Consider the following 14135-nt stretch of genomic DNA (forward strand, 5'->3'; position numbering starts at 1 on the left):
TGACCCCATGCCGAACTCAGAAGTGAAACGCCGTAGCGCCGATGGTAGTGTGGGGTCTCCCCATGTGAGAGTAGGGAACTGCCAGGCATCAAATTTAGCGTGCTGATATGGCTCAGTTGGTAGAGCGCACCCTTGGTAAGGGTGAGGTCCCCAGTTCGACTCTGGGTATCAGCACCACTTTATACTTAGGTTAAAGTTCGGCAAGAAGTAAAAGAATTTGTCTGGCGGCTTTAGCGCGGTGGTCCCACCTGACCCCATGCCGAACTCAGAAGTGAAACGCCGTAGCGCCGATGGTAGTGTGGGGTCTCCCCATGTGAGAGTAGGGAACTGCCAGACATCAAACAAGTAGAAAGGCCATCCGAAAGGATGGCCTTTTTGCGTTATATCTCTAGCTAAACCAATTCCCTCATTCGATGTTCTCACTGGTGCCGTTAATACCCTACGGACGTAGCGCTTTACCGTACTGAAACTGTAGTTGTGAAATGCATTCTGCTGGCTCGCAGTAGTGTTAAATGAATTAAATGTTATGCCAAATGCTGTACAGGTAAGGGATATAGCGAGGAGTAAGGTAGCGTATTGAATTTAATTAATATCTGATGTTATTTGCGATGGGGAATATACGTTTCTTATATCAGGCAAAAATAAAAGCGCGGCCATCGCCGCGCTTTTAGAAGCCTTATTTAGTGAGGGCGACAATACCGAGTGTCAGGCCAGCGATTGCCGCGGCGCCACCAGCAATCGCACCTGCTGTTTCCCAGTTATCCTGGGTAGTGCCCTTCATACAGGTATTGGTGTGAACCAGTCGCCCCTGATCGTCGTATACCGGTACACATGGAGAATCGTGCGCGCAACCAGCAAGCAGCGCAGCGAGAAGTGCAACGGAAAGGAATCTTTTCATGATGTTACCTCAATATGATCGCCTATTCGCTAAAGAGCCGATGTGGCAATTAACGAATCGATGATTATTTTACCACCGCACTAATACCATGCAGCACGTGGAATAATCTCAATTTGTGTGGATTGTAAAAATTATGAAGAAAAAAGCGCGGGCAGTAATTATTAATGGAGGAAATGTGAAGAGGGGATGTATTTTTACATTTTTTTCAGGAAATAAAAAAGGCACCAGAGGTGCCTTTATGATTTTCATTAATCCTTGTGCTTTGTAAATCGTCTCCGGACAACCACAAAGAAAACAGGAACAAAGAATATGGCCAACAGTGTGGCTGAGAGCATCCCGCCCATCACGCCCGTCCCGACCGCATTTTGTGCACCACTACCTGCACCGCTGCTGATGACCAGAGGCATAACACCAAGGATGAATGCCAGGGAAGTCATCAGGATAGGACGCAGACGCATACGCGAGGCTTCAAGCGTGGCTTCGATAATCCCTTTGCCTTCTTTATCCATGAGATCTTTGGCGAACTCAACGATCAGTATGGCGTTCTTGGCTGATAAACCAATTGTTGTAAGCAGACCAACCTGGAAGTAAACGTCATTGTTCAGCCCTCGCATTGATGCAGCCAGAAGCGCACCGATCACCCCCAGAGGCACAACCAGCATGACCGAGAATGGAATTGACCAGCTTTCATAGAGAGCCGCCAGACACAGGAACACCACAATAAGTGAAATGGCGTACAGCGCCGGAGCCTGATTCCCGGAAAGTCGTTCCTGATAAGACATCCCCGTCCAGTCATAGCCGATGCCGGACGGCAGTTTTGACGCAAGGTTTTCCATCAGCGCCATTGCCTCACCGGTACTTTTGCCTGGTGCAGACTCACCGAGGATCTCCATTGATGGCATCCCATTGTAACGTTCCAGACGCGGTGAACCGTACACCCAGTGAGAGCTGCTAAAGGCAGAGAAAGGCACCATTTCGCCGTTAGCGCTACGCACATACAGGCCGTTAATGTCTCCGGGTAGCATACGGAAGCGAGCATCAGCCTGGACATAAACTTTTTTCACCCGTCCGTGATCGATAAAGTCGTTCACATAGGTGCCACCCAGGGCTGTTGAAATAGTCTGATTGACGTCAGACACGCTCACACCCAGCGCCTGTGCCTTCTCCTGATCGACGTCCAGCTTGAACTGTGGCGTATCTTCCAGTCCGTTAGGACGCACGCGGACCAGTAAGTCAGGATGTTCTCTCACCATGCCCAGCAGCTGGTTACGCGCCTGCGTTAACTGCGTATGTCCCAGGTTTGCCTGGTCTATCAGTTCAAAGTCAAAGCCTGTTGCGGTACCCAGTTCAATAATGGCAGGCAGGTTAAACGGAAATACAAGGCCGTCTTTGATCTGGCTGAACGCTTTCGTCGCGCGGCTGACAATCGCCTCAACGCCGTTTTCCTTGCCCGGACGCTCTTCCCATGGCTTCAGGCTGACGAAAGCGATACCGGAGTTCTGACCCTGTCCGCTAAAACTAAACCCGTTTACGGTAAAGACCGATTCAACGTTCGCTTTCTCTTTTGTCAGGTAATAATCCTGAACCTGATCGAGTACCTGCTGGGTACGCATCTGCGTCGCCCCTGCCGGCAACTGAACCATCGTCATAAACACACCCTGATCCTCTTCCGGCAGGAAGGAGGAAGGCAGGCGCAGGAACAGAACTGCCATGCCGCCGACGATGATGACGTAAACCAGCAGATAGCGGCCGGTCTTACGTAAAATGCCGCTCACGCTGTTGCTGTAGTGCTCCACACTCTTATCAAAGAACGCGTTAAACCAGCCGAAGAAACCACCTTTCTTTTCATGATGTTCGCTGGAAACCGGTTTGAGCAGCGTTGCACAAAGAGCAGGCGTTAATATCAACGCCACCAGTACCGACAAGGCCATCGCGGAGACAATGGTCAGCGAGAACTGGCGATAGATAGCCCCGGTTGAACCACCAAAGAATGCCATCGGAATAAATACCGCCGAAAGCACCATGGCAATGCCCACCAGAGCGCCCTGGATTTGCTCCATTGACTTCTGCGTCGCCTCTTTTGGCGGCAGCTTGTCCTCAACCATGACGCGTTCTACGTTCTCGACTACCACGATGGCGTCATCGACGAGAAGACCTATCGCCAATACCATCCCGAACATCGTCAGGGTGTTAATGGAGAACCCGAACGCAGCCAGTACCGCAAAGGTGCCCAGTAACACCACGGGAACGGCGATAGTGGGAATAAGCGTTGCCCGCAGGTTTTGCAGGAACAGGTACATCACCAGGAACACGAGAACAATCGCTTCAAACAGCGTCTTCACCACTTCATGGATGGAGATCTTCACGAAAGGTGTGGTGTCGTACGGATACACGACTTTCAGACCCTGAGGGAAGAAGGGCTGCAACTGCGCCAGTTTACTCTTGATGGCGGCAGCGGTATCCAGCGCGTTTGCGCCAGTCGCCAGCTTGATCCCCAGCCCCGTTGCTGCCTGGCCATTGATTTTGGTGACCATGTTGTAGTTTTCGCCACCCAGCTCAATGCGTGCCACACCTTTCAGGTGGACCATTGAACCGTCCTGGTTCACCTTCAGCGTCACACGACCAAACTCCTCCGGCGATTTCAAGCGTGTTTGAGCAATAATTGAGGCGTTCAGTTGCTGCCCTGGTACGGACGGCGTTCCTCCCAACTGGCCCGCAGCAATCTGGTCGTTCTGTGTTTTCAGCTGGTTAATGATATCCAGCGGCGTGAGCTGATATTTGTTCATCGCGTTGCTGTCCAGCCAGATGCGCATTGCATACTGGGCACCGAACAGTTGCACGTCACCGACGCCGGAAGTACGGCTGATCGCATCTTTTACGTTAGAAGCGACATAGTCGGAGATATCATCCTGCGTGAGATTTTTATTGTCCGACACAAAGCCTGCAACCAGCAGGAAGCTGCTGCTGGATTTCTCCACGCCAATCCCCTGCTGCTGCACTTCTTGCGGCAGCAGCGGCATGGCGAGCTGGAGTTTGTTCTGAACCTGCACCTGCGCGATATCAGGATCCGTACCCGACTCGAACGTCAGCGTAATGGTGACGTTACCGGCGGAATCACTGGTGGACGACATGTACATCAAATTATCGATACCGTTCATGTTCTGTTCGATAACCTGAGTTACGGTGTCCTGTACCGTCTGGGCATCAGCGCCAGGGTAGGTTGCTGTCACCGCCACCGCTGGCGGCGCAATGGTCGGATATTGCGCCACCGGCAGTTTTAAAATGGCCAGCCCGCCTGCAATCATCAGAATGATGGCGAGTACCCAGGCGAAAACAGGCCGTTGAATAAAGAAATTAGCCATGTCGTTATTCCTTAACTGGCTGGAGTCGCGGCGGTATCAGGAATAGCCACGACGGTAACGCCAGGGCGAACTTTTTGCAGGCCGCTGATAATGACGCGGTCGCCGTTTTTCAGGCCTTCCGTGATCAGCCAGCGATCGCCAATCGCCTGCGGTGCAACGACAGTGCGCGATTCCACCTGGTTTTTATCGTTTACCACAAGCACAGTGGCATCCCCGCGCGGTGTACGGGTTACCCCCTGCTGGGGAACAAGAATGGCATCAGGTTGTGTACCTTCGTCAATGCGTGCACGGACAAACATACCCGGTAACAGCATATGCTGAGGGTTAGGGAAGAGGGCGCGAAGGGTGATTGAGCCGGTACTTTCATCTACCGTGACATCAGAGAACTGGAGCGTTCCTTTCAGTGGATAAGGCTGGCCATTTTCCATCAGCAACTCGACGCTGCTGGTGTCTCCCTTTTGCAGGCTCGTCTGCTGCTTCAGACGCATAAAATCGCTGCTGGATTGCGTCACATCGACATAAATGGGATCGAGCTGCTGAACCGTCGCCAGTGCAGTCGACTGACCATTAGTAACCAACGCCCCTTCGGTGACGCTGGATTTACCTATACGCCCGTTGATTGGGGATGTGACTTTGGTATAAGCCAGGTTGATCCGCGCGCTTTCAACGCCAGCCTTCGCGGCAACGACGCTCGCATCCGCCTGCTGGGCGGTTGCCACCGCCTGATCGTACTCCTGCTTGCTCACATATTGCGTACCGACCAGCGGAACGTAACGTTTCACCGTCAGATGAGCGATATTGGCCGCCGCCTGTGCTTTTACCAGTTCACCTTTCGCATTGTCGTAGGCTGCCTGATACGTGGCCGGATCGATCTGATAAAGGGATTCACCCGCTTTGACGTCGCTGCCTTCGGTAAAATTACGGTGCAGAATGATACCACTTACCTGGGGACGAACCTCCGCAACACGATACGCGTCAGTTCTGCCAGGCAATTCTGTCTTTACGGCCAGTGGCGCGCTTTTAACAATATGAACACTGACCTGAGGAGCTTGCGCATGCTGCTGTGGGTTTTCTTGCCCATCGCACCCGGTAAGCAGCGCGGCACAGACAATGAAACCGGATAAGGGTAAGCATCTGAAGTGATTCGTCATTACTGTTCCTTAAACTACCCCTGAACCGATATTTGTCATGAATCGGTGAAAGGGTGTGAGGCAAAAAAAGAAATGTAGCTTCGTATAATAATGAGGGTATTTAATGTTTTTTAATTTATAAGTGCTGATGGAGCTTTTAAAAAGTAAAAATCGGAATCTGACCCAGTGCATTCGACACTCTATTTCTGTCAGGATAATCAACGAAATGCTTTTTGGTGAAAGCTATACATATGTTTTATGTATTTAATATATTCAATTTATTCACGAGGTTTATAAATTAAACGAATTGACTTTTTTTGTGCAAAACTAACAAGGATTTTGGTTAATACTTTGTCTGACACGACCACGGCAATATCCTTTGATAACGTATCAATCTTGTAAGTAACGAGTAGCAGGTAATGGCGCGCAAAAAGAAAGAAGAGGCTCAAAAGACCCGCCAGCAGCTGATTGAAGCCGCTATCAGGCTATTCGCGACGCGTGGCGTGGCCAGCACCACGCTTACCGACATTGCCGATGCAGCTCAACTCACTCGCGGGGCGGTTTACTGGCATTTCTCGAGTAAAGCGGAAATATTTAACGCAATATGGGAACAGCAATTGCCGCTGCGTGAAATCATTCGTGACAGGCTAATGCTTTCCGAAAATGACGACCCATTTGTTAATGCTTCGTGAACAATTTATTGTTGCGCTGCAATATATTGCGAGCGAACCCCGACAGTATGCGCTTTTACAAATTCTGTATCATAAGTGTGAATTTCATGACGATGTGATTTCAGAATGTGAAATACGCAAGCGGATCGGTTTAAACGATGATTATCTTCGCAAGACGCTTAAGCGATGCATTGCTCATAACATTATCTCTTCGCAAACTAATATTGAACTGGCGCTGATTGTTTTCCATGCCTTTTTTAGCGGAGTCATTAAAAACTGGTTAATGGATAACACCAGTTTTAATCTGTACAAACAAGCGCCGGCGCTGGTGGATAATATTCTGGCGACACTAAATATCACCCGAGTGGCGCCAGTGGTTTACGATACAGCCTTATGACTGCGCCCGGGGTGGCGACATCTCCCCGTGCTGGCACTGTTCCATAATAGCTTGCGCGGTAATTGGTTTGCCCAGCAGATAACCCTGTAGCGTATTGCATCCCAGTTCTGTCAGGAAGGTCTGCTGCGCTGCGGTTTCGACCCCTTCCGCCACGACCTTCAGATTCAGCGTTTTTGCCAGGGCGACAATCGCCGAGACAATTGTCGCATCTTCGCTCTCTCCACTTAACTCTTTCACAAAAGCGCGATCGATTTTCAACTCGCAGGCGGGAAGCCGCTTAAGATAGAGAAGGCTTGAGTAACCTGTACCAAAATCGTCTATTGAGGCTTTTACTCCCGCATCCGTCAGCGCTGTCAGGACGCGTACGCTTTCGTCCGGATTGCTCATTGCCGTGGTTTCAGTCACCTCCAGAATCAACATGCCGGGCGGCACGCTATGGCGCGTCAGACAATCGAGAACCGTTTTAACCAGCGACGGCTGTTCGAACTGCAACGTAGAAAGATTCACCGCCATTGACCAGTCCGTGTGGCCCTGAAGATGCCATTCACGCAGCTGGCGGCAGGCCTCGTCGATTACCCAGTTTCCAATCGGAATAATCAGCCCTGTTTTCTCTGCCAGCGGTAGAAACAGGTCGGGGGAGAGTAATCCCTGTTTGGGATGCTGCCAGCGTAACAGCGCTTCGAACCCGATGACCGGCCCGGCAGGGGCGTGGAATTTAGGTTGATAAAGCAGGCGTAACTCATCACGGTCGATGGCCTGCCACAGATCATTCATCAGCTGTAGATGCGTCTGCGCCAGCGTATTCATTGACGGCTGGAAGAAGTGATAGCCGTTGCGACCCATATGTTTCGTGTGGTACATCGCAGCATCAGCGTTAAACATTAGTTCACGATCGGTTTTGCCATCGTGTGGATAGAGCGCAATGCCAATGCTCAGGGTGACCATCAGTTCGTAAGGATCGAGATGGAACGGGCTATCAATGACGCGCACCAGTGAATTTGCCAGTGAGGCAGCATCATCCGGGGTGGCGGTTTCGGCCAGCAGCACGAATTCATCCCCACCGATACGCGCCAGCGTGTACTGACCTTTCAACTGCAACAGCAAACGCTGAGTCACCGCTACCAGAAGCTTGTCACCGACATCATGACCATAGGCATCGTTGACGGTTTTAAAGCCGTCAAGATCCATAAACATCAGCGCGAAAGGGCTTCCTTCGCGATCGGCCTTGCTAATGGCCTGATCGAGGCGATCCTCAAGCAGAATACGATTGGGTAATCGCGTCAGCGTATCATGCAACGCCAGCTGTGCGAGTTCACGATTAGCTTCTGCCAGTGATGAGGCCAGCAGCGAGGTACGAGCCTGAAGGCGGGCATCGAACATCGACACCAGCAGCGTAATCCCCAGAATAGCGAGCGCGACCACGCTAACCAATATCGCCAGCCAGCTCCCGTTAATGCCATGATGGTGGACCATCGTCGACATCGGAAATTGTGCTGCTTCCATGCCAGCGTAATGCATGCCAGCGATAGCGATGCCCATGGTGATCGCCGCCCCCAGCCGCATCAACGCCATTCGTGCGGCTTCCTGACGTAAACGGAACGTCAGCCAAAGAGCGGCCAGTGAAGCGGCAAGGGCTATGACCACAGAGATAGCCACCCACGTTTTATCCCAGACAATACCCGGTGTGACCTCCAGGGCAGCCATACCGGTGTAGTGCATGGCAACAATGCCCGTTCCCATCACGACGGCGCCAGGCAGCAGCCGGCGCAAACGTAGCTGCTCGCCGCTAACGAGCCACAGGGCAAACATTGACGAGCTAATGGCGATAACCATCGAAAGCAAGGTCAGGGCCGCGTTGTAACTCATGCTCATGGAAAGATCCATCGCCAGCATACCGATGAAATGCATCGCCCACACGCCAATCCCCATCGAAACACCGCCACCTGCCAGCCAGACGCGTGCAGCGACGCCCTGGCTTCCGGCAACGCGCGCAGCCATATTCAGTGCGGTATAGGCGGCAAGAATGGCAACAACAAAGGAGATGACTACGAGGATTTGGTTGTATTGGCTAACCAGCATGGTCTGTTCACTCGTGTGAGACGTTAAGCAAGAGCGGTTGGAAAGGGGACAGACATTATCATCGTCAGGAAATGACGAAAAGTGATTTAAGCCCCTGTTTTTATTGGGTGTTAACAGGGTTTTATACAGGATGGAAGCGGTTAGTCCAGCTCTGAGCAGTTGACCAGTTTAAGCGGGTTCACGGAATTCATATTGCGACATTTATCGGTTTCAGTGCTCATCAGTTCAATCCACTGCATCAGCAGCGCATCGAAAATGAAAACAGAGACAGCAAAAACGACCAGCCACCAGTATTTACGAATCATGTGTCATTCCGCGAAAAGAGAGCCTGTAAGTTGGTGGAAATATACACGAAAAGCGGGCGTTGAAAAGTGGGGAAAGGGAAGGTTTACAAAGCGTTGACGGTTGCCCGCCCGAACGATAAAAAAGGCGCTTCCCCATGCCGAAGAGCGCCTTTTTAAACAAGCAGTTAGCTAATCGAAATTAGTTCATGCCGTATTTTTTCAGTTTCTTACGCAGGGTACCACGGTTGATGCCCATCATCAGGGCAGCGCGGGTTTGATTACCACGGGTGTATTGCATCACCATGTCCAACAGTGGCTGTTCAACTTCAGCCAGTACCAGCTCATACAGGTCATTAACATCCTGACCGTTCAGTTGAGCAAAATAGTTCTTCAGTGCCTGTTTAACCGAGTCACGCAGGGGCTTTTGAGTCACCTGATCCTGAGAGTTAACGGTAGAAACGGTCAGTACGTCAGAATTTACGCGTTGTTCGAACATAGTTCTGTCAGCTCTTTATTTCATTACGCAAGATTTTCGAAGTATGCCTCCAACGCCTCCAGCTGTTCGCTGGCATCCTCAATGGCGTTGAATGTGCGCCGAAACTGGTCATTTGGAGCGTGCTCCTGGAGATACCAGGAGACGTGTTTACGCGCAATTCGGTACCCTTTTGCCTGGCCGTAGTGGTCATGCAATTCCCGAACATGCGAACAAAGCAAGCGCTTGACCTCTGCCAGAGGCAGCGGGGCAAGCAGCTCCCCAGTGTCCAGATAATGCTGGATTTCCCGAAAGATCCAGGGTCTTCCCTGAGCGGCACGTCCTATCATCAGAGCATCAGCTCCCGTATAGTCGAGCACAGCTCTGGCTTTAAGCGGGTCAGTAATGTCGCCATTCGCGATAACCGGAATGGAAACTTTCTGCTTAACTGCCCGAATGCTGTCGTATTCAGCTTCACCGTTGAACAAACAGGCGCGAGTGCGTCCATGAATGGTCAGGGCCTGAATGCCACAGTCTTCGGCCAGTTGGGCAATCTCTACGCAGTTACGGTGTTCCGGCGACCAACCCGTGCGAATCTTCAACGTAACAGGAACGTCCACTGCGCTGACAACCGCCGTCAGGATTGACTTCACCTGGTCGGGGTATTGCAGAAGGGCTGAACCTGCAAGCTTGCGATTCACCTTTTTGGCCGGGCAACCCATATTGATATCAATAATCTGGGCGCCACTTTCCACGTTAATACGCGCGGCATCTGCCATTTCTTCAGGCACGCTTCCGGCAATTTGCACGGTGCGGATACCTGGTTCATCCACGTGCACCATCCGAAGGCGGGACTTGTCGCTTTCCCAAACCTGCGGGTTAGACGACATCATCTCGGAAACGGTTAATCCTGCTCCCATCTCGTAGCACAGCGTCCTGAACGGCCGGTCGGTAATACCTGCCATTGGGGCTGCGATCAGGCGATTTCTGAGCTGGTGGTGTCCGATGCGCATGAGTTAAGAAATGACCATACTGTGACTGCAAGGCGGCGTATATTACGCATTTTTTGCACGAGATGAAAGGCCAAACTTTGAACAATCCTCTGTTGTAGATCAAGGAATCGCCAGTCATTCTTTTGGGATAAGATTATTCGCTATTTAAATCATTGTGTTATGAATAAATGAACATTTTGTGGGCGCTTACAATTTCCCGTAACTTCTCATCATTTCTGAATAAATGGATCAATTGTTCGGGATAATCTGCTGCTATAAGCAGCAGATTATGGCGCTTCTTTGCGATCTGCGTCGCATTTCAGCACAGGATATCAACGTAAAAAATCGACTTATTCAACAACCAGACGGCCATGAAGCGGCTGAACCGGGCGGCTGTTTTCGTGGTGCAGAGTGTGAGTAAATTTTTGCAGCTGTTCAGCAGAGACGGTCAGCGGATGCTTGAGGACCAGCCACGTTACCCCTTCTGAACACGGTGGGGTGGTCAGAGAGCCGCTAAAACGCCAGTAAGTTTTATCCGCGGGCAGTAATTTATTCATATGAAGGGTTGGCTTAATCGTGACGTTCTGGTCAACCTGTCCCGGCATCACGCCCCAGAGTTTATCCAGTTCAGTGTTTGCAGCGCCCTGATCGAACATAACGGCAACGACCGTCAGTTCGCCGTCAGCGTTTTTATGGACCAGATGCATTTCCATTGCGTATTTTTTACCGTGCACCGTGTTTTCGGATGGTGCATGGAAATGGAACTGCTGTAACGTCCAGCGCTGTTTATCAAGCGTGATGCTGTCGCGTGTATCGGCATTTTCACTCGCCTGGATAGTATGGCCGTTATTTGTCAGAATGACCGGGCCGTCGATATAGTGCGTTTCCAGCGGAGAGATGTGGGCTTTGACCGTGTTATCTATGTTGACCGGCGACTGATACATTCCGCTTTTACACGTCTTGTACGCCTCGTCCAGTTCGCCCCAGTGTTCCGGTGCGCCTTCTCCTTGATAGCTCCAGTGTGATGCGTAAGCCGTAGCCGAAATCATGCTCAGCGCCAGCAGCGCTGCCTTGCCTGAAATGTGTTTCATCATATTCTTCCTGTGAATTTTATTATCCAAATCAATAATTAACATTGCGATTTGTGGGGTTATTTTATCGAAGAAAGGAAGAAGGCGGGAGAAAAAACCGAAGGAAAAAGGCGTGGTCAGACGACCACGCCAAACGCTTATTTTTTATGACCGGTGATGCGACACCACTCTTCTTTCTCGACCACCGGGTCGAGCGCAAAGAGATCGGCGTAGGCTTCACAGACGCTGTCTGCCTGGCTGGCAAGGATACCGGACAGGCCCAGCAGACCGCCTTCAACCGGCAGCACGCTGATTAACGGCGCCAGCTCGCGTAATGGGCCAGCCAGGATATTCGCGACCACCACATCGGCTTTCATCGCCTCTGGCTGTGCATCGGGCAGATACAGTTCAAGGCGATCGGAAACGCCATTACGCTCGGCGTTATCACGGCTGGCCTGAATCGCCTGCGGATCGATGTCGATCCCGATGGCTTTTGCCGCGCCCAGTTTCAGTGCTGCGATAGCAAGGATCCCGGATCCGCAACCGAAGTCGATCACGGTTTTGCCTTCCAGATCCAGGCCATCCAGCCATTGCAGGCACAGGGAGGTTGTCGGGTGGGTACCGGTGCCGAACGCCAGACCCGGATCCAGCATCACGTTGACGGCGTTTTCATCGGGCACTTCACGCCAGCTTGGGCAGATCCACAGACGCTGACCAAACTGCATCGGATGGAAGTTGTCCATCCACTCGCGTTCCCAGTCTTTGTCTTCCAGCTGTTCAATTTTATGCGCGAAACCCGCGCCAAGCAGCGGATGGTTTTCCAGAATCGCCACGACCTCTTTCATATCGGTTTCTGCATCGAACAGGCCGATAACGTCCGTATCACCCCACAGGCGCGTTTCGCCTGGCAGCGGCTCAAAGACCGGCGTGTCATGCGTGTCCTGGAAGGTGATAGAGACCGAACCGGCCTCCATCAGCGCATCACTCAGTTCTTCGGCGTTCGCGCCGGTTGTGTTCAGTTTTAATTGGATCCACGGCATGGCAAAACTCTTTATTTGTCAGTAGAAATCAGGGCAGTTTGTGGCACCGGTCGACCAAAACGGTTTCCCACCACAAACGCCAGTAAACTTAACAGTAACGAAGGCACGATCGGATGGAAGCCCAGATACTGAATTTTAAACGTGGCGAGAACGGCATACAGGACGCCCCCGACAATCATGCCGCTTAATGCACCCGCGGCATTCGCGCGTTCCCAGTACAGCCCCAGCACCAGCGGCCACAGGAAAACGGCCTCCAGCCCGCCAAAGGCGAGCAGGTTTAGCCAGATGATCATCTCCGGTGGACGCCACGCGGCCAGCAACAGTAACGCCCCCAGCACCAGGGTAATCACCGCCGACATACGCTTGAGGCGTCGCTCATTTTCGACCTGTTCAGGGCGCAAATTCAGATAGAGATCTTTAATGATCGTAGCGGAACTTTGCAGCAACTGAGCGTTGATGGTCGACATAATGGCCGCCATGGGTGCGGCGAGGAAAATCCCGGCGGCAAACGGCGGAAGCACTTTCACCATCAGGGTCGGAATGACCAGATCCGGTACGGTAAGGTCAGGGATCACCGCGCGGCCCAGCGCGCCCGCCAGGTGCATACCAAACATCAGGATCGCCACCACAATTGTCCCGATAATGATCCCGCGGTGCACCGCTTTGCTGTCTTTATATGAGATGCAGCGCACGGCAGTATGCGGCAGGCCAATCACGCCAAAGCACACCAGCACCCAGAACGAGGTCATAAAGGTTGGAGAGAGGATGTCATCCGCCCCCTGCGGCGAGACCAGTTTCGGATCGATCGCTTCCAGGGTTTCAACCGCATGGCTCAGGCCCCCTGCGGCATGCACGATACCCACCAGCAGAACGAGAGTGCCAATGAGCATCACCATCCCCTGCATCGTGTCGTTGAGTACGCTGGCGCGGAACCCGCCAAACGCGGTATACAGCGCGATACTCACACCGAAAATGACCAGGCCCGTCTCATAGGGGATACCGGCTGCCGTCTCCAGCAGACGTGCGCCGCCGATAAACTGCACCGTCATTGCGCCAATAAACGCCACCAGCAGACTCAGGCTTGCCAGCCATACCAGCAAGCGACTCTGATAGCGAGCAAACAGCATATCGTTCAGCGTTACGGCATTGTAGCGACGGGCCAGAATGGCAAACTTTTTACCCAATATGCCCAGAGAGAGCCAAATGGCAGGCAGCTGGATCATGGCCAGCAGTACCCAGCCCAGCCCGTACTTATAAGCGGCGCCCGGGCCACCGATAAACGAGCTGGCGCTGATGTAAGTAGCGGTCAGCGTCATGGCCAGCACGACGCCACCCATTGAGCGGCTCCCGAGGAAATACTCGTTCAGAAAGGTGCCGGTCGAACGTTTACGCATCGCATAAACCGACAGGCCAAACACCAGGAACAGGTAAGCGATAAGGGGCAGAATGACTTCAAGCTGCATCATCGTCCTCCAGTGAAATATCGCGATAGATGAATTTCACCATCGCCCAGCACAGCAGGATAAACATCAGCGGCAGCAGCAGGCAGGCCATTTCAAACCAGTGCGGGAGGCCGGTAATGCCAATCGCCGAATCAGGTAAGTAAGCAGTTACTAACCATGCGGCGAGATAGAGAAGGGTCAGCCACAGCGCCCAGCGCGCTTCTTTATGGGCCTGAACAAAACGTTTGTCCATTTTTTGTCCCTTGTGGATGAAGAAAGCGGGGATTGTACATGATGG

Annotated in this window: 11 protein-coding genes, 1 tRNA gene, 2 rRNA genes and 1 pseudogene; 4 read left to right on the plus strand and 11 right to left on the minus strand. The window is 52.1% G+C overall.

Annotated elements, in window-relative coordinates; translation table 11 throughout:
• From rrf (ACOTXL_RS11935) to rrf (ACOTXL_RS11945), 3 genes are all read left to right on the plus strand, one after another.
• Positions 1-87, plus strand: a 5S ribosomal RNA gene (gene rrf / locus ACOTXL_RS11935); the annotation flags it as partial.
• A gap of 14 nt (positions 88-101) precedes the next feature.
• Positions 102-177 (plus strand) — tRNA-Thr (locus ACOTXL_RS11940).
• 43 nt (positions 178-220) lie between these two features.
• Positions 221-336: ribosomal RNA gene (gene rrf / locus ACOTXL_RS11945) — 5S ribosomal RNA — on the plus strand.
• 340 nt (positions 337-676) lie between these two features.
• On the opposite strand, the gene ACOTXL_RS11950 is transcribed toward rrf (ACOTXL_RS11945), so the two are convergent.
• From ACOTXL_RS11950 to ACOTXL_RS11960, 3 genes are all read right to left on the minus strand, one after another.
• Positions 677-898 (minus strand): lipoprotein, encoded by a 222-nt coding sequence (locus tag ACOTXL_RS11950; RefSeq protein ID WP_003860364.1) that lies wholly within the window; start codon positions 896-898, stop codon positions 677-679.
• A gap of 248 nt (positions 899-1146) precedes the next feature.
• On the minus strand, positions 1147-4260 hold the full coding sequence (locus tag ACOTXL_RS11955) for an efflux RND transporter permease subunit (protein WP_045350316.1): 3114 nt from the start codon (positions 4258-4260) through the stop codon (positions 1147-1149).
• A gap of 11 nt (positions 4261-4271) precedes the next feature.
• Positions 4272-5411: an efflux RND transporter periplasmic adaptor subunit gene (locus tag ACOTXL_RS11960; RefSeq protein ID WP_032660585.1), complete on the minus strand. Its 1140-nt coding sequence runs from the start codon at positions 5409-5411 to the stop codon at positions 4272-4274.
• A gap of 398 nt (positions 5412-5809) precedes the next feature.
• On the opposite strand from ACOTXL_RS11960, the pseudogene envR reads away from it, so the two are divergent.
• A pseudogene (envR, locus tag ACOTXL_RS11965) lies at positions 5810-6458 on the plus strand (acrEF/envCD operon transcriptional regulator).
• Here the strand turns inward: envR and ACOTXL_RS11970 are convergent.
• The 8 genes from ACOTXL_RS11970 to ACOTXL_RS12005 all read right to left on the minus strand — a co-directional run bounded on the left by ACOTXL_RS11970 (position 6453) and on the right by ACOTXL_RS12005 (position 14090).
• The gene (locus tag ACOTXL_RS11970; RefSeq protein WP_045337062.1) at positions 6453-8537 is read right to left on the minus strand and encodes a putative bifunctional diguanylate cyclase/phosphodiesterase; all 2085 of its coding nucleotides are present in this window, start codon (positions 8535-8537) and stop codon (positions 6453-6455) included. The pseudogene envR and the gene ACOTXL_RS11970 overlap by 6 nt on opposite strands.
• A 140-nt stretch (positions 8538-8677) precedes the next feature.
• Positions 8678-8842: a DUF2556 family protein gene (locus ACOTXL_RS11975; RefSeq protein WP_003860373.1), complete on the minus strand. Its 165-nt coding sequence runs from the start codon at positions 8840-8842 to the stop codon at positions 8678-8680.
• Positions 8843-9020: 178 nt separating this feature from the next.
• Complete coding sequence (gene fis, locus ACOTXL_RS11980) at positions 9021-9317, minus strand: DNA-binding transcriptional regulator Fis (protein ID WP_000462905.1); 297 nt, start codon at positions 9315-9317, stop codon at positions 9021-9023.
• Positions 9318-9340: 23 nt separating this feature from the next.
• The gene (gene dusB, locus ACOTXL_RS11985; RefSeq protein ID WP_022651936.1) at positions 9341-10306 is read right to left on the minus strand and encodes a tRNA dihydrouridine synthase DusB; all 966 of its coding nucleotides are present in this window, start codon (positions 10304-10306) and stop codon (positions 9341-9343) included.
• Positions 10307-10635: 329 nt separating this feature from the next.
• Positions 10636-11376, minus strand: coding sequence for a carbonic anhydrase (locus tag ACOTXL_RS11990; protein ID WP_045350318.1), 741 nt, complete (start codon positions 11374-11376; stop codon positions 10636-10638).
• Between the two features lie 137 nt (positions 11377-11513).
• Positions 11514-12395 carry a 50S ribosomal protein L11 methyltransferase gene (prmA, locus tag ACOTXL_RS11995; protein WP_003860381.1) on the minus strand — a complete coding sequence of 294 codons (882 nt, stop codon included), beginning with the start codon at positions 12393-12395 and terminating at the stop codon, positions 11514-11516.
• 11 nt (positions 12396-12406) lie between these two features.
• The gene (gene panF / locus ACOTXL_RS12000) at positions 12407-13858 is read right to left on the minus strand and encodes a sodium/pantothenate symporter (RefSeq protein ID WP_023323805.1); all 1452 of its coding nucleotides are present in this window, start codon (positions 13856-13858) and stop codon (positions 12407-12409) included.
• Positions 13848-14090, minus strand: coding sequence for a YhdT family protein (locus tag ACOTXL_RS12005; protein WP_022651933.1), 243 nt, complete (start codon positions 14088-14090; stop codon positions 13848-13850). Before ACOTXL_RS12005 ends, panF begins: the two co-directional genes overlap by 11 nt.
• Positions 14091-14135: the final 45 nt, after the last annotated feature.

The organism is Enterobacter cloacae complex sp. IR5402, from assembly GCF_049238125.1.
In the GTDB taxonomy this organism is placed as follows: Bacteria; Pseudomonadota; Gammaproteobacteria; order Enterobacterales; family Enterobacteriaceae; genus Enterobacter; species Enterobacter hormaechei_C.

Excerpts from the sequence above, each read along its gene's own strand:
- ACOTXL_RS11970 (WP_045337062.1), bottom strand. The coding sequence starts at position 8,537 with ATGCTGGTTAGCCAATACAACCAAATCCTCGTAGTCATCTCCTTTGTT.
- ACOTXL_RS11960 (WP_032660585.1), bottom strand. The coding sequence starts at position 5,411 with ATGACGAATCACTTCAGATGCTTACCCTTATCCGGTTTCATTGTCTGT.
- ACOTXL_RS12005 (WP_022651933.1), bottom strand. The coding sequence starts at position 14,090 with ATGGACAAACGTTTTGTTCAGGCCCATAAAGAAGCGCGCTGGGCGCTG.
- ACOTXL_RS11990 (WP_045350318.1), bottom strand. The coding sequence starts at position 11,376 with ATGAAACACATTTCAGGCAAGGCAGCGCTGCTGGCGCTGAGCATGATT.
- prmA (WP_003860381.1), bottom strand. The coding sequence starts at position 12,395 with ATGCCGTGGATCCAATTAAAACTGAACACAACCGGCGCGAACGCCGAA.
- ACOTXL_RS11975 (WP_003860373.1), bottom strand. The coding sequence starts at position 8,842 with ATGATTCGTAAATACTGGTGGCTGGTCGTTTTTGCTGTCTCTGTTTTC.
- panF (WP_023323805.1), bottom strand. The coding sequence starts at position 13,858 with ATGCAGCTTGAAGTCATTCTGCCCCTTATCGCTTACCTGTTCCTGGTG.
- fis (WP_000462905.1), bottom strand. The coding sequence starts at position 9,317 with ATGTTCGAACAACGCGTAAATTCTGACGTACTGACCGTTTCTACCGTT.
- ACOTXL_RS11955 (WP_045350316.1), bottom strand. The coding sequence starts at position 4,260 with ATGGCTAATTTCTTTATTCAACGGCCTGTTTTCGCCTGGGTACTCGCC.
- ACOTXL_RS11950 (WP_003860364.1), bottom strand. The coding sequence starts at position 898 with ATGAAAAGATTCCTTTCCGTTGCACTTCTCGCTGCGCTGCTTGCTGGT.
- dusB (WP_022651936.1), bottom strand. The coding sequence starts at position 10,306 with ATGCGCATCGGACACCACCAGCTCAGAAATCGCCTGATCGCAGCCCCA.